Origin of the sequence: Pseudomonas sp. RIT-PI-q (genome assembly GCF_001297125.1) — a bacterium.
In the GTDB taxonomy this organism is placed as follows: domain Bacteria; phylum Pseudomonadota; class Gammaproteobacteria; order Pseudomonadales; family Pseudomonadaceae; genus Aquipseudomonas.
Genome location: NZ_LHPC01000019.1, coordinates 1 through 20,390, shown reverse-complemented (window position 1 = coordinate 20,390; position 20,390 = coordinate 1). Strand labels below are relative to the sequence as shown.

The 20,390-nt window shown below is 59.1% G+C and carries 21 protein-coding genes; 11 read left to right on the top strand and 10 right to left on the bottom strand.

Translation table 11 applies throughout. The features are described 5' to 3' along the window. Positions 1–7: 7 nt before the first annotated feature. On the top strand, positions 8–895 hold the full coding sequence (gene mmsB, locus AEQ67_RS06220) for a 3-hydroxyisobutyrate dehydrogenase (RefSeq protein ID WP_059403027.1): 888 nt from the start codon (positions 8–10) through the stop codon (positions 893–895). A gap of 152 nt (positions 896–1,047) precedes the next feature. Here the strand turns inward: mmsB and AEQ67_RS06215 are convergent, their stop codons facing one another. Beyond that, positions 1,048–1,392 (bottom strand): cupin domain-containing protein, encoded by a 345-nt coding sequence (locus tag AEQ67_RS06215; RefSeq protein ID WP_008024653.1) that lies wholly within the window; start codon positions 1,390–1,392, stop codon positions 1,048–1,050. A gap of 275 nt (positions 1,393–1,667) precedes the next feature. Here AEQ67_RS06215 and kynB point away from each other — a divergent pair, with 275 nt between their 5' ends. Together kynB and kynA are read left to right on the top strand one after the other, a co-directional pair. Next, on the top strand, positions 1,668–2,333 hold the full coding sequence (gene kynB, locus AEQ67_RS06210; RefSeq protein ID WP_059403026.1) for an arylformamidase: 666 nt from the start codon (positions 1,668–1,670) through the stop codon (positions 2,331–2,333). After that, a complete protein-coding gene (kynA, locus tag AEQ67_RS06205; protein ID WP_059403025.1) occupies positions 2,330–3,184 on the top strand; it encodes a tryptophan 2,3-dioxygenase in 855 nt (284 codons plus the stop codon). Before kynB ends, kynA begins: the two co-directional genes overlap by 4 nt. Positions 3,185–3,415: 231 nt before the next feature. On the opposite strand, the gene AEQ67_RS06200 is transcribed toward kynA, so the two are convergent. From AEQ67_RS06200 to antA, 4 genes are read right to left on the bottom strand one after another with little or no spacing between them, the layout of a single operon-like run. Next, positions 3,416–4,819 (bottom strand): amino acid permease, encoded by a 1,404-nt coding sequence (locus AEQ67_RS06200; protein WP_059403024.1) that lies wholly within the window; start codon positions 4,817–4,819, stop codon positions 3,416–3,418. Between the two features lie 43 nt (positions 4,820–4,862). Next, on the bottom strand, positions 4,863–5,882 hold the full coding sequence (antC, locus tag AEQ67_RS06195; protein WP_059403023.1) for an anthranilate 1,2-dioxygenase electron transfer component AntC: 1,020 nt from the start codon (positions 5,880–5,882) through the stop codon (positions 4,863–4,865). 17 nt (positions 5,883–5,899) lie between these two features. Next, on the bottom strand, positions 5,900–6,391 hold the full coding sequence (gene antB / locus AEQ67_RS06190; RefSeq protein WP_059403022.1) for an anthranilate 1,2-dioxygenase small subunit: 492 nt from the start codon (positions 6,389–6,391) through the stop codon (positions 5,900–5,902). Positions 6,392–6,393: 2 nt separating this feature from the next. Continuing rightward, positions 6,394–7,782: an anthranilate 1,2-dioxygenase large subunit gene (antA, locus tag AEQ67_RS06185; protein ID WP_059403021.1), complete on the bottom strand. Its 1,389-nt coding sequence runs from the start codon at positions 7,780–7,782 to the stop codon at positions 6,394–6,396. A gap of 374 nt (positions 7,783–8,156) precedes the next feature. Between antA and AEQ67_RS06180 the strand changes: the two genes are divergently transcribed. Continuing rightward, positions 8,157–9,164, top strand: coding sequence for an AraC family transcriptional regulator (locus tag AEQ67_RS06180; RefSeq protein ID WP_059403020.1), 1,008 nt, complete (start codon positions 8,157–8,159; stop codon positions 9,162–9,164). Between the two features lie 221 nt (positions 9,165–9,385). Here the strand turns inward: AEQ67_RS06180 and AEQ67_RS06175 are convergent, their stop codons facing one another. Beyond that, positions 9,386–9,859: an Lrp/AsnC family transcriptional regulator gene (locus AEQ67_RS06175; RefSeq protein ID WP_059403019.1), complete on the bottom strand. Its 474-nt coding sequence runs from the start codon at positions 9,857–9,859 to the stop codon at positions 9,386–9,388. Between the two features lie 174 nt (positions 9,860–10,033). On the opposite strand from AEQ67_RS06175, the gene kynU reads away from it, so the two are divergent. From kynU to AEQ67_RS06160, 3 genes are all read left to right on the top strand, one after another. Continuing rightward, positions 10,034–11,284 (top strand): kynureninase, encoded by a 1,251-nt coding sequence (gene kynU / locus AEQ67_RS06170; protein ID WP_059403018.1) that lies wholly within the window; start codon positions 10,034–10,036, stop codon positions 11,282–11,284. A gap of 103 nt (positions 11,285–11,387) precedes the next feature. Beyond that, on the top strand, positions 11,388–12,701 hold the full coding sequence (locus tag AEQ67_RS06165; protein WP_059403017.1) for an OprD family porin: 1,314 nt from the start codon (positions 11,388–11,390) through the stop codon (positions 12,699–12,701). 89 nt (positions 12,702–12,790) lie between these two features. Further along, complete coding sequence (locus tag AEQ67_RS06160) at positions 12,791–14,200, top strand: amino acid permease (protein WP_059403016.1); 1,410 nt, start codon at positions 12,791–12,793, stop codon at positions 14,198–14,200. 28 nt (positions 14,201–14,228) lie between these two features. Here AEQ67_RS06160 and AEQ67_RS06155 read toward each other — a convergent pair whose 3' ends face one another. The 3 genes from AEQ67_RS06155 to AEQ67_RS06145 all read right to left on the bottom strand — a co-directional run bounded on the left by AEQ67_RS06155 (position 14,229) and on the right by AEQ67_RS06145 (position 16,170). Then, positions 14,229–14,600, bottom strand: coding sequence for a MerR family transcriptional regulator (locus AEQ67_RS06155; protein ID WP_059403015.1), 372 nt, complete (start codon positions 14,598–14,600; stop codon positions 14,229–14,231). A gap of 64 nt (positions 14,601–14,664) precedes the next feature. Then, positions 14,665–15,240 carry an NAD(P)H-dependent oxidoreductase gene (locus tag AEQ67_RS06150; protein ID WP_059403014.1) on the bottom strand — a complete coding sequence of 192 codons (576 nt, stop codon included), beginning with the start codon at positions 15,238–15,240 and terminating at the stop codon, positions 14,665–14,667. 45 nt (positions 15,241–15,285) lie between these two features. Continuing rightward, a complete protein-coding gene (locus AEQ67_RS06145; protein WP_059403013.1) occupies positions 15,286–16,170 on the bottom strand; it encodes a LysR family transcriptional regulator in 885 nt (294 codons plus the stop codon). Positions 16,171–16,362: 192 nt separating this feature from the next. Here AEQ67_RS06145 and AEQ67_RS06140 point away from each other — a divergent pair, with 192 nt between their 5' ends. Next, on the top strand, positions 16,363–17,127 hold the full coding sequence (locus AEQ67_RS06140; RefSeq protein WP_059403012.1) for a sulfite exporter TauE/SafE family protein: 765 nt from the start codon (positions 16,363–16,365) through the stop codon (positions 17,125–17,127). Here AEQ67_RS06140 and AEQ67_RS06135 read toward each other — a convergent pair. Further along, positions 17,117–17,431: a putative quinol monooxygenase gene (locus AEQ67_RS06135; RefSeq protein WP_059403011.1), complete on the bottom strand. Its 315-nt coding sequence runs from the start codon at positions 17,429–17,431 to the stop codon at positions 17,117–17,119. The genes AEQ67_RS06140 and AEQ67_RS06135 overlap by 11 nt on opposite strands. Before the next feature lie 161 nt (positions 17,432–17,592). On the opposite strand from AEQ67_RS06135, the gene AEQ67_RS06130 reads away from it, so the two are divergent. The 3 genes from AEQ67_RS06130 to AEQ67_RS06120 all read left to right on the top strand — a co-directional run bounded on the left by AEQ67_RS06130 (position 17,593) and on the right by AEQ67_RS06120 (position 20,239). After that, positions 17,593–18,183 (top strand): NAD(P)H-dependent oxidoreductase, encoded by a 591-nt coding sequence (locus tag AEQ67_RS06130; RefSeq protein WP_059403010.1) that lies wholly within the window; start codon positions 17,593–17,595, stop codon positions 18,181–18,183. Between the two features lie 147 nt (positions 18,184–18,330). Then, positions 18,331–19,242: a LysR family transcriptional regulator gene (locus AEQ67_RS06125; RefSeq protein ID WP_059403009.1), complete on the top strand. Its 912-nt coding sequence runs from the start codon at positions 18,331–18,333 to the stop codon at positions 19,240–19,242. A 103-nt stretch (positions 19,243–19,345) separates the two neighbouring features. Further along, entirely contained in the window at positions 19,346–20,239 is an 894-nt protein-coding gene (locus AEQ67_RS06120; protein ID WP_059403008.1) for an NAD-dependent epimerase/dehydratase family protein, read from the top strand. Positions 20,240–20,390 lie beyond the last annotated feature (151 nt).

Sequence of the window (20,390 nt, the reverse complement as noted above, 5' to 3'; positions counted from 1 at the left end):
GCCGGACATGAAAATCGCTTTTATCGGTCTCGGCAACATGGGCGCGCCGATGGCGCGCAACCTGATCAAGGCCGGCCATGCACTAAACCTGGTCGACCTGAACAAAACCGTTCTGGCCGAGCTGGAGCAACTGGGCGGCAGCATCAGCGCTTCGGCGCGTGAAGCGGCGCAAGGTGCCGAGCTGGTGATCACCATGCTGCCAGCCGCTGTGCATGTGCGCAGCGTCTGGCTGGGTGAAGACGGTGTGCTGGCGGGTATCGGCAAAGGTGTGCCGGCAGTCGATTGCAGCACCATCGATCCACAGACGGCACGTGATGTCGCCGCGGCCGCCGCCAAGCAAGGCGTGGCCATGGCCGATGCGCCGGTTTCCGGCGGTACGGGCGGTGCAGCGGCGGGGACCCTGACTTTTATGGTCGGCGCCACGCCTGAACTGTTTGCCACCCTGCAACCTGTCCTGGTGCAGATGGGCCGCAACATCGTCCATTGCGGCGAAGTCGGCACCGGGCAAATCGCCAAGATCTGCAACAACCTGCTGTTGGGGATTTCCATGGTCGGCGTCAGCGAAGCCATGGCGCTGGGCGACGCGCTGGGCATCGACACCAAGGTGCTGGCGGGAATCATCAACAGCTCCACCGGGCGTTGCTGGAGTTCGGAGATGTACAACCCATGGCCGGGCATCGTCGAAACGGCGCCGGCCTCGCGCGGTTATACCGGTGGTTTCGGTGCCGAGCTGATGCTCAAGGATCTGGGGCTGGCCACTGAAGCGGCACGTCAGGCGCACCAACCGGTGGTGCTCGGCGCGGTGGCCCAGCAGTTGTATCAGGCGATGAGCCTGCGTGGAGAGGGCGGTAACGACTTCTCGGCGATCATCAACAGCTATCGCAAACCGCTGTAGGAGCGAGCTTGCTCGCGAGGGTCGTTAACGATAATGCGGAGAATCTGACACGCCGCGTCGCTCTCGAGTTTTTCGCGAGCAAGCTTCGCTCCTACAGGTTGCATCGACATTTACCGGGAAATCACGTCGGGTGATCTCCCGGTTTTTTTGCATCAGGCAAACACGAAATACTTGCGCACGGTTTCAACCACTTCCCACGTGCCTTTCATTCCCGGCTCGATGACGAAAATGTCACCGGCGCGCAGGTGGATCGGCTCTTTTCCTTCCGGGGTGATGATGCAATACCCCTCGCGGAAATCGCAGTATTCCCACTTCACGTATTCCACATACCACTTGCCCGGCGTGCAGATCCAGGTGCCCATGATCTTGCTGCCGTCTTCGCTGGTGTAGGCGTTGAGGTTGACGGTGTGCGGGTCGCCTTCGAGTTTTTCCCATTTGCAGGCGTCGAGCACTGGCAACGGGTGAGTATCGCGAAGAACGGTAATCGGTGCGGACATGATGACTCCGAGCGTTAGGGAGAACTGAAGTGGCACCCTATAGGGCTTGGCCCGGCCTCAGTTGTCTGTGCTCGACACTGAGCTATCCAGAAACGCTGTGAACGTCGTCGGTTTGTCCGTTGAAACCAGCGACGGGCGTGTTGAAATTTACTCTCTGTAAATGGCCGATTCCTGGTGGTTTGTGCGAAAGGTCCACGGCTTTGTGAACGTATTTGCAAGAAAATGCACAAGGTTCACTCGTATCATTCACTTCGGAAAAGGCCGAGAGCGTTGCAATGAAAAAAACAATGTCGTGGTGGGACATCAGCCCGCCCTTGAGTACCGCAACACCGACCTGGCCGGGTGACACGCCTTTTCAGGAAGAACGCGTCTGGACCCTCGGGCCGGAGTGCCCGGTGAATGTCGGGCGCATCACGCTGTCGCCGCACACCGGCGCCCATGTCGATGCACCGCTGCACTACAGCGCGGATGGCGCCACCATTGGCGAGGTGTCGCTCGACGTCTACCTCGGACCTTGCCGGGTGTTGCATTGCCTGGGCAGCGGTCGACTGGTGCAGCCTGGGCAATTGCGGGGGCGCCTGGACAACCTGCCCGAACGCGTCTTGCTGCGCACGTATCGACAAGCGCCGCTGACCACTTGGGACCCGGATTTCACCGCGGTGGCCAAAGACACCGTTGACCTGCTCGCCAGTCTCGGCGTGCGCCTGATCGGTATCGACACACCGTCGCTGGACCCGCAGCAATCCAAGACCATGGATGCGCACAACGCGGTGGCTTGCCACGGCATGGCCATTCTCGAAGGCATCGTGCTCGATGATGTCCCGGAAGGCGACTATGAGTTGATCGCGCTGCCGCTGCGCTTTGCCAACCTCGACGCCAGCCCGGTCAGGGCTATTTTGCGTCCACTGAATTCACCGTTACGTGAGGAGCCTGTTCAATGAGCCAATGTCCCTATTCTCCGGCCAGCCAGACAGACGAATGGCATAACGCCGAATTGAATTTTTCCGACTCCATGAGTTACGGCGATTACCTGGACCTGGGGCGCATTCTTAGTGCGCAACACCCGTTGTCGCCCGACCATAATGAGATGCTGTTCATCATCCAGCACCAGACCTCCGAGCTGTGGATGAAGCTGATGTTGCACGAGCTCAAGGCCGCCCGCGAACACGTCCGGCTGGGAGAGTTGCCACCGGCCTTCAAGATGCTGGCGCGGGTCTCGCGGATTTTTGATCAGCTGGTGCATGCCTGGACGGTGCTGGCCACCATGACGCCCACCGAGTACCACGCGATCAGGCCTTTCCTGGGGCAATCGTCGGGATTCCAGTCGTTTCAGTACCGTGAGATCGAGTTCATTCTGGGCAACAAGAGCGCGACCCTGTTGCGCCCCCACGCCCATCGTCCGGAGCTGTTGCAGGAACTCGAAAAAGCCATCGCCACGCCGTCGCTGTATGACGAAGCGATCCGCTTGATGGTCAGCGCCGGCCTGACGATTGATCCGCAGCGTTTCGAGCGTGACCCGACCAGCCCGACGCAGCATGACGCCTCGGTCGAGGCGGCCTGGCGCGAGGTCTACAAGGACCCATCGCGTTATTGGGACCTCTATCAACTGGCCGAAAAGCTCATCGACCTTGAAGACTCTTTCCGCCAGTGGCGCTTCCGCCATGTCACCACCGTCGAGCGGATCATCGGCTTCCAACCCGGCACCGGCGGCACCGAAGGGGTGGGTTATCTGCGCAAGATGCTCGATACCGTACTGTTCCCGGAACTGTGGCGCGTGCGTTCCACCCTCTAAGCACCGATCCCTTGTCGCAGCTGCCGAAGGCTGCGTTCGATTGCGCAGCAGTCGTAATTCGATGGACGCGATCCGCCTGAGGTAACGCAGGTGCCGACTTCACGACCGCTTCGCGGCCGAACGCAGCCTTCGGCAGCTGCTACATAGAGCTGGCGGCGCATGAAGTTGGTTGATCCAAATACAAAAGCCCCGGCATTCATTGAATGCCGGGGCTTTTTGTTGGACGCAGGATTATTGCGCGACGGGCAAACCTCGATCCCGCGCCACACGCATCCGGTAGAACACGTAGATGATCAACACCCAGACCGGGATGGCGATGACCGAGGCGCGGATCCCGGGAATCATCCACATCACGCAGATGATCATGGCCATGAACGCCAGGCACAGGTAGTTGCTGAAAGGGAACCAGAACGACTTGAAGCTCGGCACGATGCCTTGCTGGCCCATGATTTTGCGAAATTTCAGGTGGGTCAGGCTGATCAGCGTCCAGTTGATCATCAGCGAGGCGACCACCAGGGCGAACAGCAATTCCAGCGCCTCATGCGGGGCTAGGTAGTTGACCAGCACCGACAACATCGTAATCAGCGCCGAGATACCCAAGGCTCGCAATGGCACGCCTTGTTTGTTCAGCTTCATCAGCGATTTCGGTGCATCGCCCTGTTCGGCCAGGCCGTAGAGCATGCGGCTATTGCAGTAGACGCCGCTGTTGTAGACCGAGAGCGCTGCGGTCAGCACCACGAAGTTGAGGATGTGCGCGGCGGTATCGCTGCCGATCAACGAGAAAATCTGCACGAACGGACTGCCGCTGTAGGCATCGCCGGACGCGCCCAGGGTTTGCAGCAGTTGATCCCACGGATACAGCGACAGCAGCACGGTGAGTGCGCCGACGTAGAAGATCAACACGCGATAAACCACCTGGTTGATCGCCTTGGGAATCACTTTCCTCGGTTCGCTGGCTTCAGCGGCAGTGATGCCCACCAGCTCCAGGCCGCCGAAGGAGAACATGATAAACGCCATCGACATCAGCAAACCGGTGGTGCCGTTGGGGAAGAACCCGCCGTGGCTCCACAGGTTACTGACCGAGGCCTGCGGGCCGCCGGAGCCGCTGAACAGCATGTAACAGCCGAGGACGATCATTCCGACGATCGCCACGACCTTGATGATCGCGAACCAGAACTCCATTTCGCCGAAGACTTTGACGTTCATCGTGTTGATCAAGTTGACCAGCACGAAGAACACCGCCGCACTGACCCAGGTCGGGACTTCCGGCCACCAGAACTGCACGTATTTGCCGACGGCCGTCAGCTCGGCCATGCCCACCAGCACGTACAGCACCCAGTAGTTCCAGCCGGACAGGAAGCCGGCATAACCGCTCCAATACTTGTGGGCGAAGTGGCTGAACGAACCGGCCACCGGCTCTTCGACAATCATCTCGCCCAACTGGCGCATGATCAGGAAGGCAATGAACCCGGCAATCGCATAGCCAAGAATCATCGACGGCCCAGCCGACTTGAGCACGCCGGCTGAGCCCAGGAACAGCCCGGTGCCAATAGCCCCGCCCAAGGCGATCAGTTGAATATGACGATTTTTCAACCCCCGCTTGAGCGTTCCCTGTTGCAAGATTTCATCCGCCATCTCGTTCCCTTCTGGTTATTGTTGTCAGGCCTGATTTGAAAGATCAGATATTACTCTCGGTGAACTTTTCGTAATACAGGTGAACGCCGTCCAGTGCCTGGGTCTGCAACCAGCTCTTGATCGACTCGACCATCGGCGGTGGCCCGCAGACGTACATATCGACCGGTGCATCGCGCAGTTCACTGGCGTCGAAATGCTCGGCAATGTAGCCGCGTTTACCGGTCCATTGCGCCGATGGATCACTGACGACTGCTGTATAGCGAAACCCCGGAATCCGCTCGGCATAAGCCTCGATGCGTGCGCGCTCGCACAGATCGGCAGCATCCCGCACGCCGTAGTACAAATGCACCGGCTGGCCGCAGCCGCGTTCGGCGAGTTCGTCGAGCATGCCCAGCAACGCCGAAAGCCCGGTGCCGCCCGCCACGAGGATCAGCGGTTTGGTGACATGCCGCAGATAGAAGGCGCCCAGCGGTGCCTCCAGGACGATTTCGTCGCCCGCCTTGCAGCGTTCACGGATGTAGTTGCTCATCACCCCGTCGGGCAGCAGGCGGATCAGGAACTGCAGTTGATTGCGCGCACCCGGCCGATTGGCGAACGAGTAGGAGCGTTTGCTGGCAGTCCCGGGGATCAGCAGCCGGGCGTATTGCCCCGGCAGGAAATCCAGTGGACGTGCCGCGCCGAGATCCAGATACAGGATCGCGGTACTGGCCGAGATTTGCCGAACTTCGGTGACCGTACCGCTGAGTTGCTCTGGGCCCGAGGCGTTGCACAGGCTGGAAGCGAAGTCGAAGTAAAACGCCGCGTCGGATTTCACCCGCGTCTGGCAGGTGAGCATTTTGCGTTGCTGCAGGTCCTGGCTGGAGAGCGCTTCCTCATCCACATAATCCTGGCTGTAATCACCCGATTCGCAGCGCCCCTGGCACGTTCCACAGACGCCTTCGCGGCAATCCAGAGGAATGTTGATGCCGTTGCGCAAGGCGGCGTCGAGCAGTATTTCGTTGGGCTGTACGGGAAAGAACAGCGTTTTGCCATCGGCAAAGCTGAACGCGACCTTATGGTTCATGCGCCAGTCTCCATGGTTCAGAGGTGGTAGAAATCGAGCACCGAGTTGATGGTGTCGTTGAGCAACAGGACATGCTTGCGAGCGATCAGCCAGCTGTCGGCGTGAGGCTTGAGGCGATAGGTCGCACGGCCGTAGAACTGCTCGGACGTGGCCAGTCGATAGAACAGCGTGTGCCAGTTCAGACGCACCTCAAGGTCGCCGTTTTCGAGTTCGCTGATGCGCACGTTATTGATCAAGTGCAAGGTGCGTGGCATCGGCGTCGAGGATGCGGACTTGCCCGTGCGCAGACGGAACACGCGGTCCTCCAGGCCTGAACGGTTGGGGTAATAAATCAGCGACATTTCGCGCTTGGGGTCGCGGGTGTAGACGTGTTCCGAGTCCCATTGCGGCAAGTGGAGTTCACTCTGTTCGTCGAACAACTTGATGTACGCGTCCCAGTCCTGGGCGTCGCACAGCTCGGATTTGCAGTAGAAAAACTGTTCGATCTGATATTGCAATTGCGCATTCATGTTCACACCTCACGGAGCTTCAGGGATTTCGCGTCCAGGCCATCGAGCAGGAATTTCTGCCAGTTGCTGTGCTGGTTGACGTAGAGCCCTTCGTGGGTGAATTCGGTGCCGGTCATGGCCGGGGCGATGCCGATCGATTCGCTGTTCGGCGTGGCGCCGGTGGCCCACTGGTGGCTGCCGCGGGAGATATCGCTCCAGCGCTCAAGGCGCGCCTGAAAACCACGCTGCGCTTCGCGAAACTCCACCAGGTCATCCGGCGTGCCGAGGCCCGAGACGTTGAAGAAGTCTTCGAACTGACGAATGCGGTTTTCCCGATCGGCGTCCGACTCGTTTTTAACGCCCAGGCACTGGCTGATGATCTCGGTCTTGTTCCAGGCCACCGGGCGGATGATGCGCAGTTGCGAGCTGATCTGATCGAGGAAAAACAGGCTCGGATAAATATTCAGGTTGCGTAGGCGGTGCATCATCCATTCGGCCTTTTCCTGGCCGTGTTCTTCGATCAGGCGCGGCATGATCGTGGCGTAACCGGAGCGCACCGACGGGTTCGGCATGTCACTGAACAACAGGCTGTGGCCGTTATCGAAGGCGAACCAGCCGTCATCGGTATTGGCGTCGCCGGCGCCGAGTTTGCTGTAGTCGAGGGTGCTGCCGTTGCTGGTGCCGTTCTCGCTGTTGACCTGCTGGCGGTGCTGCACGGTGGCCACGTAGTTGTAGTGGACGGTGCTGACGTGATAACCGTCGAGGCCGTTTTCGTTCTGCAGTTTCCAGTTGCCGTCGTAGGTGTAGGCCGACTTGCCGGGCAGCACTTCCAGCTCACCGGTCGGCGACTGGGCGACCATCATGTCGAAGAACACTTTGGCGTCGCCGAGGAAATCTTCGAGACTGTTATCGGCGTGCACATCGAGGCTGATAAACACGAATCCCTTGTAGCTCTCGATGCGTGCTTTTTTCAGCCCACGTGTGGCCTTGTCGAACCCTTCCGGGTATTCGCCGGGCGCCTTGACCTTGACCAGGCGGCCGTCGCTTTTGTAACACCAGGCATGGAATGGACAGGTGAAGGTCGACTGGTTGCCCTTGCCGACACGGGTCAGCGTGGTGCCGCGATGCTGGCAGGCGTTGATCAGCGCGTTGAGCTGACCGTCACCGTCGCGGGTGATGATCATCGGCTGGCGGCCGGCGCGCATCGTGACGAAGTCGTGGTTATTGGCCAGCTCGCTTTCGTGGCAGGCGTAGATCCAGTTCTTCTCGAAGATCAGTTCCATCTCCAGGTCGAACAATTGCGGTTCGGTGAAAATGTCCCGGGCGATCCGGAACACGCCGTCCACCGGACGAAAGTCCAGGCAGCCTTGAATAAATGCTTTCCACTGCTCGACGTTTTTTTCGCCACTCATGAGGGTGTACCTGTTTTTATTAGGGCTAATCGGGTGTGCTCATTAGAGGGAGTGGGGCGGGGCGGGGTCTATCCGGTTTGTCGACGAAGGCAGTCCATAAAATTTGTCGGGTAACACCCGGGTGGCGGGCTGGGCAGCGAATACCCAGTCGCTGCGCCAAGCGATAAACGGCTGCACCTGTTTGCAGCAATCAGGTACTGTTTTGCGTGAGCATCGAACGCTGATCGATGTTCAATTTGGCTGCGTTATCCGCTTAGTAGAGGATTGCTATCCACTGGATTCGCGAAGCCGTTTTATGGCCTGGAACTTGCTCTTTTCCAGCCTGATACGCGCCGTCAGAGCGCGCTGAAAAATACCGCCGTGGGTGCACCGTGATGAGTAGCAAAACTGATCCGCAGTTTCGCGACATTCGTATTGATAGCTTTGACGTTGAGGGCGCCCGGAACTGGATGTCCGGTATCTGCGGACCGCATCGACTCGTGACGACCACGCCCGAGCGGATCCGCTTTCATCACAGCGCCAATGTGTTCAAGTCGATGGCCACGACACTGGGCACGATCGAGTACGGCACCGACGTCACTGTCGACATCGAAGACCCCGAGCACTTCAGCAGTTACAGCCTGAGCCTGCCCCTGGTGGGCGAGCAGGAGCTGAGCAAGAACGGCTGCGTGTTGAAGTCAAATCGTGATCAAGGGGTGATCATTTCTCCGAATGAAAACCAGCTGCTGGCGATCTCCGGCGATTGCCGCAAAGTCCAGGTGGTGATCACCCGCGCGGCGATGAGTGAATCCCTGGAGGGGCTGTTGCAGCGACCGCTGGATGCGCCGTTGCGGTTCGAGTCGGTGATGGATGCGGTGGACGGGGCATCGGCTTCGTGGTGGCGCATGGCGCGTTACTTCATTGCCGAACTGGAACGCAGCAGCGAACTGTATGACCAGGTGGCCTTTACTCGGGATGTCGAAAGTTCGTTGATTAAAGGCTTGATCCTGGCGCAGCCGAACAATTATTCCGAAGAGCTGCGAGATGTGTTGGGGGTGAAGTTGCCGGGTTATCTGGTCAGGGCTCGGCAGTACATTCACGCGAACGCTCGGGAAGCGCTGCACCTTGAGGACATTGAAGCGGCGGCCGGGGTTTCGCGTTTCAAGTTGTTCGAGGCGTTCAAGAAGTATTTCGCGTTGTCGCCGATGGTTTATCTGAAGAAGTACCGGTTGAGCGGTGTGCGTCAGGACATTCTTGAGCATGGATCTGCGCGTAATATTTCCGAGATCGCCATGGGGTGGGGGTTTACGCACCTTGGGCGATTTTCTGCGGAGTATCGGAAGTTGTTTGATGAGTCTCCGAGTATGACTTTGCAGCGGAATGATGCTCGGCGGATGCGGTGATTTTGTTCACGGGTACATATCCGTTTCTGCGGTTATGGCCACTGCGTGCCCATCTATTTTGTATTGCACCGATCCCCTGTAGGAGCGAGCTTGCTCGCGATGGATCCACAGTCACCGCGTGCTCCTATTGAAACGCGCCATCATTGACGTTCTTCGCGAGCAAGCTCGCTCCTACAGGGGAATGCGTATCCCCAATCAGGCCGGCCTGCAGGCCGCGAGCGTTACTTACGCACCACCAAATCCAGCAACCCCTCCCGTTCCTTGATCTTCTGCAAGACAATTTCCGAGCGAATATCGGTGACCCCCGCCGTTCGATTCAGCTGGTTGACGATGAAATCGGAGAAGTGCTTGAGGTTGCGCGCCTGCACCCGCAACACATAATTGCTGGCCCCGGTGATCACATAAGCGGTGACCACCTCCGGCCACAACTGGACCTTCTTGATAAACGTCTCATGCCAGTCCTCGACGTCCTGTCGCAACGACACATGAACGATGGCTTCCAGCTCAATGCCCAGCCGCTCGGCATTCAACACGGCGCGATAGCCAGTGATGATTCCCTCACTCTCCAGCAGGCGCAAACGGCGTAAACAGGCCGACGGCGACAGGGCAACTTTCTCCGCCAGTTCCTGATTGCTGATACGGCCATCCTGTTGCAGTTGATGGAGGATTCGCAGGTCTGTCGCGTCGAGATTCATGATTGGTGTAAATCCGCGTTTATGGGCGTTGGATTCGAATTTTCTGCGAGATAACTACTATACGGGCGTCTACTTTGCACGAAAATTCTCCAAAGCTTCGTTCATTATTTCCCCACGGAAAAGGCGCGGACGGCGCCTGAGACACGTCACGTCATTCAAAAAACAGGACACCCGATGACTACAAGAAACGATTGCCTGGCGCTCGATGCACAGGACGCCCTGGCGCCTCTGCGTCAGCAATTTGCGCTCCCCGAAGGCGTGATTTATCTGGACGGCAATTCCCTCGGCGCGCGGCCGGTCGCGGCATTGGCGCGGGCTCAAGAGGTGATTGCGCAAGAGTGGGGCAACGGCCTGATCCGCAGCTGGAACAGTGCCGGCTGGCGCGACCTGTCCGAGCATCTGGGCAATCGATTGGCGGGGCTGATTGGTGCCCGTGACGGGGAAGTGGTGGTGACTGACACCACCTCGATCAACCTGTTCAAGGTACTCAGCGCCGCCCTGCGCGTGCAGGCCACACGGTCGCCGACACGCCGAGTGATCGTCACCGAAAGCAGCAACTTCCCGACCGACCTGTACATCGCCGAAGGTCTGGCGGACATGCTGCAGCAGGGCTACACACTGCGTCTGGTCGATAGTCCGGAAGAGCTGCCGCAAGCGATCGACCAAGACACCGCCGTAGTCATGCTCACCCACGTCAACTACAAGACCGGCTACATGCACGACATGCAGGCCCTGACCGCGCTGACCCACGAATGCGGTGCGCTGGCCATCTGGGACCTGGCGCATTCCGCCGGTGCGGTGCCGGTCGATTTGCATCAGGCGCAGGCTGATTACGCCATTGGCTGCACCTACAAATACCTGAATGGCGGCCCCGGTTCGCAGGCGTTTGTCTGGGTCAATACGCAACTGTGCGATCTGGTGGTGCAGCCGTTGTCCGGCTGGTTCGGGCATTCGCGGCAGTTCGCCATGGAGTCTCGCTACGAGCCGAGCAGCGGCATCGCTCGCTACCTGTGCGGCACGCAACCGATCACCTCATTGGCGATGGTCGAGTGTGGTCTGGATATCTTCGCCCAGACCGACATGGCCAGCCTTCGTCGCAAATCCCTGGCCCTGACCGACCTGTTCATCCAGTTGGTCGAGCAGCGTTGTGCCGCCCACGCGTTGACCCTGATCACCCCGCGTGAACACGCCCGGCGTGGCAGCCATGTCAGCTTCGAACACCCCGAAGGCTATGCGGTGATCCAGGCCTTGATCGCCCGTGGCGTGATCGGTGACTACCGCGAGCCACGGATCATGCGCTTCGGCTTCACCCCGCTGTACACGACCTTCACCGAAGTCTGGGACGCGGTGCAGACCCTCGGCGAAATTCTCGATCAGAAAACCTGGTCGCACGCGCAATTCCAGGTCCGTCATAGCGTCACCTGAACCACCTGGCGCCCGTGTCTTGCTGCCGGTTTTGCACGGCAGCAGGGTGTCGGTCGCCGCCAATAAAAGTTCTGTGAAAACACAATAATAAGGAGCACGCAGAATGAAACTGTCCCTTTGGCCCGCCTTGCCGCTCGCCATCAGCAGTTGCCTCGGTCAATTGGCTTACGCCGTATCCGACAACGGATTCGTCGAAGACAGCAGCCTGACCCTGACCAACCGCAACTTCTATTTCTACCGCAACAACCTGAACAATCCGGGCGCCCAGAACTACAGGGACGAATGGGCGCACGGGATCATGCTCGATTACCGCTCCGGTTATACCCAGGGCACGGTGGGCTTCGGTGTGGACGCTTACGCGCAATTGGGGATCAAGCTCGACAGCGGCAGGGGGCGTACCGGCACCGGTTTATTGCCGGTCGATTCCGAGGGGCGTCCTGAGGACGAGTATTCCGAAGCGGGCGGTGCGCTGAAGGCGCGGGTCTCGCAAACGGAATTCAAGTACGGCAATTTGACGCCACTCAACCCGGTGTTCGGCACTGGTTCCGCGCGACTGTTCACCACGTATGCCAACGGTTTCCAGCTGACCAGCAGCGAATTGAAAGGGCTGCAACTCGATGTTGGTCATTTCACCTCCGGCAACGACAGTGCGTCGACCAATGACGACGGCGCCCTTAAAGCGTTGTACGCCGGCGTGGAAACCCGCAGCGTCGATTATCTGGGCGGCAGTTATGCCCTGAGCGATCAGTTGAGTGTCAGCCTGTACGGTTCGCAGTTCACCGACATCTGGCGGCAGTACTACGCCAACACCCACTACACCTTTGCGCTGAACGAAGGCCAGTCGCTGAACCTGGATTTCAACATTTACCGCACCAACGACAGTGGCCAGAGCCTGGCCGGCAAGATCGACAACACCACCTGGTCGCTGGCCACCGCGTACACGTTCGGTGCCCATCGGTTGACCCTGGCGTACCAGCGCGTCGATGGCGATGAGCCGTTCGATTACCTGGGATTCGATCAGCAACCGGGCACCTCGATTTTCCTCGCCAACTCGATTCAGGTCCTCGACTTCAACGCCCCCAACGAACGTTCCTGGCAACTGCGTTATGACCTCGACATGGCGCCGTTCGGTGTGCCGGGCCTGAGCTTCATGTCGCGTTACGTCAGTGGCGATCATATCGATGACAGCCACTACGACGGTGGGCCCGACGGCGCCTATGGACGTTACGGCGATGACGGCAAGCGCTGGGAGCGCGACATCGAAGCGCGCTACGTCGTGCAGTCAGGCAAGGCCAGGGACTTGTCGGTGCGCGTGCGTCAGGCCAGTGTGCGTTCGACCGCGCAAGTGGCCCGTGCGGACACCACCGACAACAACGAAGTCCGCGTCATCATCGAGTATCCGCTGAGTATTTTCTGATCCGTGTCTTGCTGTGTGTGGCTGATCCCCACGCGTAATCCCAACGACTTGCTCTCTTCAAGAAAGACAATATTCAGAGGACAGAAAAAATGACCGACAACAGCGGTTTTGAAAGCATATCCAAGCGTGAACACGGCCTCAGGCGCCAGCTCACGTCGGGTCAGATGAGCATGATCGCCATTGGTGGCGCGATCGGCACCGGGCTGTTCATGGGCAGCGCTTACGCCATCGGGTATGCCGGGCCGAGCGTGCTGCTCAGCTACGCCATTGGCGCAATCATCACCCTGCTGCTGATGGGCTGTCTGGCGGAAATGACTGTGGCGCATTCGACCTCGGGTTCGTTCGGCGCCTATGCCGAATTCTATGTCAGCCCGTTGGCCGGATTCCTGGTGCGCTATGCCTATTGGGCGGCGATTGTGCTGGCGGTCGGCACGGAAGGGACGGCGGGGGCGATGTACATGAAGTACTGGTTCGCCAACGTGCCGGAGTGGATATGGATTGTCTCGTTCTCCAGCATCCTGATCGTGCTCAACGCCATCAGCGTGAAGACGTTCGGCACGTTCGAATACTGGTTCTCGACCATCAAGATCGGCGCGATTGTCGGCTTCATCATCCTCGCGGTGTACGTGATCTACGGCACCGGCAACCCCGATTACGGCGTGCACAATTACACCGCCCACGGCGGCTTTTTCCCCAATGGTCTGCAAGGGATGTGGGTCGCGGTGATCGTCTCGATTTTCAGCTACCTGAGCGTGGAGATGATTGCGGTGGCCGCCGGTGAAGCGAAGGATCCGGAACAAGCAGTGAAGAAGGCCTTTCGTGCGACCATCGTGCGCCTGGTGGTGTTTTACCTGCTGACCCTGGCGTTGATGTTGGCGATTGTGCCGTGGGTTCAGGCCGGCCACGCACAGAGCCCGTTCGTCACCGTCATGCAAACCATCGGGATTCCGGGTGCCACCGGGGTGATGAATTTTGTGATCCTGATCGCGGCGTTGTCGGCGATGAACAGTCAGCTCTACATCACCACGCGGATGATGTTCAGCCTGTCCCGTGGCGGCTATGCACCGAAGTCGATGGGTGTGCTGAGCAAGAGCGGAATCCCGCTGAACGCTTTGCTGTTGTCGAGCTCGGGCATTGCGCTGGCGACCCTGCTCAACATCCTGTACCCGGAAAGTTCGTTCACCCTGATGATGGCGATCTCCATGTTCGGCGCCATTTTCACCTGGTTCATGATCTTCCTGACCCACTACTGTTTCCGTCGCTATCACCAGCGCAACGGCGAGCGGAAACTTTCGTTCCGCATGCACCTGTTTCCTTACAGCACCTTGTTGGGGTTGGTGCTGATGGGCGCGGTGATGATCACCACTTACTTCACCGAAGCGTTCAAGATGACCTTGGTGTTCGGTGTGCCTTTCCTGCTGATTCTCTCGATTGTCTACGGCCTGTTTTTCAGGAAACCGAAAGCTGTCGGGGAACTGAATCCGCTGCCAAAGGTTTAACCGGGAGATGCCTGCCGGCCGGTCGTGATCAAAGACTATCGAGCCGGCATTGGTCCTGGGCATTCTGCAGGCTCGCTTCGAAGGTCTCCAGTGCGCAATAGCGTTGCTGGAGTGCGCCGATACTGTCCATAAGTTCGCGTTTTTTGTCGGCAATGGCGACTCGAGCAATTTCCCAGGGAAGTGCTTCGCCCCGGTGACGTTCAAACATCACCTGCATTTCCTTGAGTTTGAAACCCAGTTGCTGGGCGCACTTGATAAACATCAGCAGTTCGACGCTTTGCTGACTGTAGATCCGGTATTTACCCTGGCGTTGCGCGGCGGGTAACAAGCCAATGGCTTCATAGTGACGGATGCTTTTGACCGTGCTTCCCGACAACCGCGCAGCTTCACCGATGTACATGAAAAATCCCTTTATTGAATGTCCCTGAGTGCACCCTGAAGGGGCGACGCATTATCCGGGAGATTCAATGACTGGCGATAGATTGTGCTTGTTCGAGCCACCGCTGCCGTTGCGCTGCATGAGAGCCAAGGATTGGCCCGAACGTCAGCGTTTTGCTGGGCTTGATACCGCAGAATGCCAGGGTGGTCTTGCGTATCTGGTGCAGCCCCGGCATGCGATAGATCCAGCGGTAGTACCAGGGCGGCGTGTCCATGGTCACCAGTAAATGTGCGCTGCGACCTTGCAGCAGTTTGTCGGGAAAGGCTTTGCCTTCGCGGTACTTGAAGGCGAAGCCGGGCAGGAACACCCGATCGAAAAAGCCCTTGAGTAACGCCGGAATTCCGCCCCACCAGATCGGATAGACCAGCGTCAAATGCTCAGCCCACAGGATGTCTGCCTGGGCCCGGCGCAAGTCCGCTTCCAGTGGCTGCACCTGTTGATAGCCTTCGCGCAGCACCGGGTCAAAATTCATCCGGCCCAGAAACAGCTGGCGCACCTCATGCCCGGCGCGCAACGCCGACTGTGCGTAGCGCTCCGCCAGGGCGGCGCAGAAGCTGTTGCTCGACGGATGACCGAGAATCACCAGAATTCGTTTGCCCATCGTCTCTGTCCTTGAAGATGAAAGCTCAAGGGTAAAGTCTGCCCCTCAGGGGAGAGTCAAGGCGTGCAGCAAGGCCTTGGCATAACCGGGCAGCGCCGCAAAGTCCCGGGCGCAGAGCAACAGTTTGCGCCGGGCCCAGGGCTCTTGCAGTACGAGGCTCTTGAAGGCCTTTTCGCGGGACCGGCGTTCCACCGCCGCGAGGGGCACGATTGCCAGCCCGGCACCGCGAGCGACCATGCGCATCACGCCATCGAAGCCGTCGGCGCGGATGCGTATCTGCATGCGAACGCCCACGTGCAGCGCCTGTTCTTCCAGGTACACCGCCAACGCGCTGTTCGCGTTCAGGCCGACGTAATCGTAGACCAAGGTGTCGCTGAAACTCACTGACCGGGCCTCTGCCAATGGATGGTCGCGGGGCATGATCAGCACAAGTGGATCGTCGCGAAACGGGCGGGTCTGCAGGGCCTCGGTGTCTACGGCGTCGGAGATGATTCCCAGGTCCGCCGCGCCCTGGCGCAAGGCGTGGGTGATGCGCGCGCTGGGCAGTTCTTGCAGGTCGATGTCGAGGTTGGGATGGCTGCGCAGAAAGTCGGCGAGCAACTCGGGCAGGTATTCGGTGATTGCCGTGGTGTTGCACAAAAGTCGAACCTGGCCTTTGACACCGTTGGCGTATTCGGCCAGGTCCTGCTGCATGCGCTCGGCCTGTTGCAGCAGGAGGCGGGCGTGTTGGGCGAGGGCTTTTCCGGCCGGGGTCGGGCTGACACCGCGACGGCCGCGTTCGAGAAAATCAATGCCCAGCGATGATTCCATGGCGCGGATTCGTGCACTGGCCGCGGCCAGAGACAGGTGACTGCGAGCGGCTCCAGCGGTGATGTTGCCGCTGTCGAGGATGCTCAGGTAGAGGCGCAGGTCGGTGAGGTCGAAGTGCATCGTCAGCCTTTGGAGGTGTGTTGTCTGGAGGGACGCCTTCGCGGGCAAGCCTCGCTCCTACAGGTATAAACGACATCGCTCCTGTAGGCGCGAGGCTTGCCCGCGAAGGCGTCATCAGCCTCTGCCCAAACAAGAGGCACCCTCAGTATATGGCAGATTTTCAAGCCGCCCATCCAGGCTCACCATAGCCCCATGAATACACTCGCCTCGTTCTATCAAAACCTCGGCCTGGCCCTTTCATTGCTGGTCATCGCCACATTTCTACTGGCCGGCATGATCAAAGGCATCATCGGCCTTGGCCTGCCGACAATCGCCATGGGCCTGCTCGGCCTGGCTATGGCCCCGTCGCAGGCAGCCGCGCTGTTGATCATTCCCGCGACCCTGACCAATGTCTGGCAATTGGCATTCGGCGGGCATCTGCAAGGGCTGATCAAACGGTTATGGCCGATGCTGCTGGCGATCTTCGTGGGCACCGGCGCGGGTACGTTGTGGATCGGCATGGCGGGCGGGCATTGGGTGGTGCGGGGGCTGGGCGCGGCGTTACTGGTTTACGCCTTGAGCGGGTTGTTTCTGCCGACCCTGCGCGTGGGGAGTCACCGCGAGCGCTGGCTCGGTCCGTTGTGCGGGCTGCTGACTGGCGTCATTACCTCGGCCACCGGTGTTTTCGTGATTCCGGCGGTGCCTTATCTGCAAGCGCTGGGCTTGAGCAAGGACGAACTGGTGCAGGCGCTGGGGCTGTCGTTCACCGTCTCGACCCTGGCCCTGGCCGCCGGTCTGTTATGGCGCGGCGCCTTGGGCGGGGGCGAGTTGAGTGCGTCAGTGCTGGCGCTGATCCCTGCGGTACTCGGGATGTTGCTGGGGCAATGGCTGCGCCAGCGGATCAGCGCCGTGCTGTTCAAGCGGGTGTTCTTCATTGGCCTCGGTGTGCTCGGCGGCCACTTGCTGATCAGCGGGTAGCGGACGACGGGCTGAGCATGTCGATGTCGCGGATATCGAAATCCTGTTCCAGATACTCCATGCGCATGTCGCGGAATTGCTGCATGTGCGGCAAATTCGAGTGCACATCGAGGTCGGCCTGGGATGCCCAGATCTCGTAGAAGATAAACAGTGTCGGATCCTGTTTGTCTCGCAGCATGTGGTACTCGATGCAACCGGGCTCGGCGCGACTAGCTTCGACATGGCCGCGGAAGAACGCTTCGAAGGCGTCGGATTTCTCCGGGCGGGTCTTGGCGTGCAGGATGAAGCCTTGCAATTCACTCATCAGAAATCTCCTCAAGTTCAGAATCGGCGCAATTTTATGGCAATAATCGCCTGTCGATTCGTGCGTATCGGTCAAATGAATTTTGTGAATTCAGCGCTTATTCCGCGCGAGGCGGATCGCTACCCTGCCGCCATCGAATTCCAACCCTTCCGAGATTTCTCATGAAAAAAGTTCTGTTGCTCAATGGCGGCAAAAAATTTGCGCACTCCGATGGCCGCTATAACACCACGTTGCACGAGGCTGCATTGAGCGTGCTGGATCGCGGCGGCGTCGATGTCAAAGCCACGTTCATCGACGCAGGCTATGACGTTGCTGAAGAAGTCGCCAAATTCCTCTGGGCCGACGTGATCATTTATCAGATGCCAGGCTGGTGGATGGGCGCGCCATGGACCGTCAAGAAGTACATCGACGAAGTCTTCACCGAAGGCCATGGCAGCCTCTATGCCAGCGACGGCCGCACCCGTTCCGATTCTTCGCAAAAATACGGCAGCGGCGGGCTGTTGCAGGGTAAGCAGTACATGTTGTCGCTGACCTGGAATGCGCCGCAGCAAGCGTTCGACGACCCGACCGACTTCTTCGAAGCCAAGGGCGTGGACGCGGTTTACTTCCCGTTTCACAAGGCCAACGAATTCCTTGGCATGACCGGTTTGCCGACGTTCCTGGCCGTCGACGTGATGAAACGCCCGAATATCGAGGCCGATGTGGCGCGCTATGAGCAGCACCTGGCCGAGGTGTTCAACCTCAAGGCGTGAGGCTCGGCTACTATCGATATCTGGAACCAGAACCTGTAGGAGCCGGCTTGCTGGCGATGGCGATCTTGAGGACGCCATCGCCAGCAAGCCGGCTCCTGCGCACAGCGATTGAGCAGAACTGCGCTGAATTATCGATAAGGGACACACGTGAAAGCCAGATCCGATGAGTTGCAGATTTTCGTCTGCGTAATTGAATGCGGGTCGATTTCCGCTGCAGCCGAGCAGGTCGGGCAAACGCCTTCGGCGGTCAGCCGCACGCTGTCACGACTAGAGGCAAAACTCGACACCACGCTGATCAACCGCACCACGCGGCGCATGGACCTGACCGAAGAGGGCAAGTATTTCTTCGAGCACGCCAAGCTGATTCTCGATCAGATGGACGAGCTCGAAGAACGCCTGAACTCACGCCAGCAAACACCGTCCGGACGCCTGCGGATCAACGCCGCATCGCCGTTCATGCTGCACGCCATCGTGCCCTACATCGACGAGTTTCGCGGGCTCTATCCGGACATCCAGCTGGAACTCAACAGCAACGACCTGATCATCGATTTGCTCGAGCAAAGCACCGACATCGCCATCCGCATCGGCACGCTGGCCGACTCGACCCTGCATGCCCGCTCCCTGGGTTGCAGCCCGCTGCACATCGTCGCCAGTCCGGCTTATCTGGAAAAACACGGCCCCCCGACCGCCGTGACCGATCTTTCCGAACACACGCTGCTGGGGTTTACCCAGAATGAAGGCCTCAACCAATGGCCACTGCGTTACGTACACGGTGATCGCTGGCCGATTCAGGCTTCACTCAGCGCGTCCAGCGGCGAGACCATCCGCCACTTGGCGCTGGAAGGCCAAGGCATCGCCAGCCTGTCGCATTACATGACCATCGAAGACATTCGTGCCGGACGATTGAAGGTATTGCTGGCAGAGTTCAACAGCGGTTATCGCCAGCCGATCAACGCGGTGTACTACCGTAACTCGCAACTGGCCCTGCGCATCCAGTGTTTCCTGGACTTCATCCAAGGGAAATTGGCGGTATACGCTTCCACGGATTTCAGCGGCTGATTCGTGATCCCTGCGCAAGAGTGAATTGGGTCAACAGGGATTTTTCATCAGTGACTCCTCCTTGATACTCGTTGCATCACTTACTCACGCAGGGAGTTTCTCCATGAACGTATTCATTACCGGTGCAGCTGGTTTTATTGGCGGCTCCATTGCCACGGGTCTGGTCCGGGCTGGCCATCAGGTGACCGGTCTGGTTCGTAGCGCCGAACAAGCCAATGAATTGAGCGCGCTGGGCATCACCCCGGTGATTGGCACTCTTGACGACAGCGCACTACTGGCCGAACAGGCCCGAGCAGCCGACGCTGTAATCAACGCCGCCAGCAGCGACCATCGCGGCGCGGTGGAAGCCTTGCTCAATGCGCTTCGCGGTTCGAATAAAGTGTTTCTGCACACCAGCGGTTCGAGCATCGTCGGCGATGCGTCGGGCGGTAAGTCCAGCGACGTTATCTATTACGAAGACAGCCTGCCTGAGCCCACCGTCGACAAGGCCGCTCGCGTGGCCATCGACAATTTGATCCTGGCGGCAGCGAAAGACGGGGTGAATTCGGCAGTGATCTGTAACACCCTGATTTACGGTCACAGCCTCGGCGTGAAACGCGACAGCGTGCAATTGCCGCGCTTGCTGAAACAGGCGCGCAAAAGTGGTGTGGTGCGTCATGTCGGTACGGGCCAGAACATCTGGTCCAACGTGCACATCGAAGACGTGGTTGCCCTGTACCTGTTGGCGCTGACCAAAAACATTCCGGGCACGTTCTACTTCGTTGAAAGCGGTGAGGCGTCGTTCATCGACATGACCACCGCGATTGCCCAAGCGTTGAATCTGGGCGAGCCGCAAGACTGGCCGTTGAAGGATGCCGAAGCCGAGTGGGGTTATGAAATGGCCAACTATGGCTTGGGTTCCAACAGCCGAGTCCGTGGCAAGCATGCGCGTGAGTTGCTGGGCTGGGCGCCGAAGCGGACTTCCGTAGTTGAATGGATTCGGGACGAGATGGTGTGAGTTCGCTGTAGATCGCGTCATCGTTCGTCGCGGGCAAGCCCGCTTGTATGGTAGGACTTGAAGGGAGGAGGAGGGACAAAGCCCGATTCTGACTGTTGACGCAGTACAGATCCGTGGGAGATTTCGCCTCTCCTCCTTTCACCCAAGCGCC

Excerpts from the sequence above, each read along its gene's own strand:
- mmsB (WP_059403027.1), top strand. The coding sequence starts at position 8 with ATGAAAATCGCTTTTATCGGTCTCGGCAACATGGGCGCGCCGATGGCG.
- AEQ67_RS06215 (WP_008024653.1), bottom strand. The coding sequence starts at position 1,392 with ATGTCCGCACCGATTACCGTTCTTCGCGATACTCACCCGTTGCCAGTG.
- kynB (WP_059403026.1), top strand. The coding sequence starts at position 1,668 with ATGAAAAAAACAATGTCGTGGTGGGACATCAGCCCGCCCTTGAGTACC.
- kynA (WP_059403025.1), top strand. The coding sequence starts at position 2,330 with ATGAGCCAATGTCCCTATTCTCCGGCCAGCCAGACAGACGAATGGCAT.
- AEQ67_RS06200 (WP_059403024.1), bottom strand. The coding sequence starts at position 4,819 with ATGGCGGATGAAATCTTGCAACAGGGAACGCTCAAGCGGGGGTTGAAA.
- antC (WP_059403023.1), bottom strand. The coding sequence starts at position 5,882 with ATGAACCATAAGGTCGCGTTCAGCTTTGCCGATGGCAAAACGCTGTTC.
- antB (WP_059403022.1), bottom strand. The coding sequence starts at position 6,391 with ATGAATGCGCAATTGCAATATCAGATCGAACAGTTTTTCTACTGCAAA.
- antA (WP_059403021.1), bottom strand. The coding sequence starts at position 7,782 with ATGAGTGGCGAAAAAAACGTCGAGCAGTGGAAAGCATTTATTCAAGGC.
- AEQ67_RS06180 (WP_059403020.1), top strand. The coding sequence starts at position 8,157 with ATGAGTAGCAAAACTGATCCGCAGTTTCGCGACATTCGTATTGATAGC.
- AEQ67_RS06175 (WP_059403019.1), bottom strand. The coding sequence starts at position 9,859 with ATGAATCTCGACGCGACAGACCTGCGAATCCTCCATCAACTGCAACAG.
- kynU (WP_059403018.1), top strand. The coding sequence starts at position 10,034 with ATGACTACAAGAAACGATTGCCTGGCGCTCGATGCACAGGACGCCCTG.
- AEQ67_RS06165 (WP_059403017.1), top strand. The coding sequence starts at position 11,388 with ATGAAACTGTCCCTTTGGCCCGCCTTGCCGCTCGCCATCAGCAGTTGC.
- AEQ67_RS06160 (WP_059403016.1), top strand. The coding sequence starts at position 12,791 with ATGACCGACAACAGCGGTTTTGAAAGCATATCCAAGCGTGAACACGGC.
- AEQ67_RS06155 (WP_059403015.1), bottom strand. The coding sequence starts at position 14,600 with ATGTACATCGGTGAAGCTGCGCGGTTGTCGGGAAGCACGGTCAAAAGC.
- AEQ67_RS06150 (WP_059403014.1), bottom strand. The coding sequence starts at position 15,240 with ATGGGCAAACGAATTCTGGTGATTCTCGGTCATCCGTCGAGCAACAGC.
- AEQ67_RS06145 (WP_059403013.1), bottom strand. The coding sequence starts at position 16,170 with ATGCACTTCGACCTCACCGACCTGCGCCTCTACCTGAGCATCCTCGAC.
- AEQ67_RS06140 (WP_059403012.1), top strand. The coding sequence starts at position 16,363 with ATGAATACACTCGCCTCGTTCTATCAAAACCTCGGCCTGGCCCTTTCA.
- AEQ67_RS06135 (WP_059403011.1), bottom strand. The coding sequence starts at position 17,431 with ATGAGTGAATTGCAAGGCTTCATCCTGCACGCCAAGACCCGCCCGGAG.
- AEQ67_RS06130 (WP_059403010.1), top strand. The coding sequence starts at position 17,593 with ATGAAAAAAGTTCTGTTGCTCAATGGCGGCAAAAAATTTGCGCACTCC.
- AEQ67_RS06120 (WP_059403008.1), top strand. The coding sequence starts at position 19,346 with ATGAACGTATTCATTACCGGTGCAGCTGGTTTTATTGGCGGCTCCATT.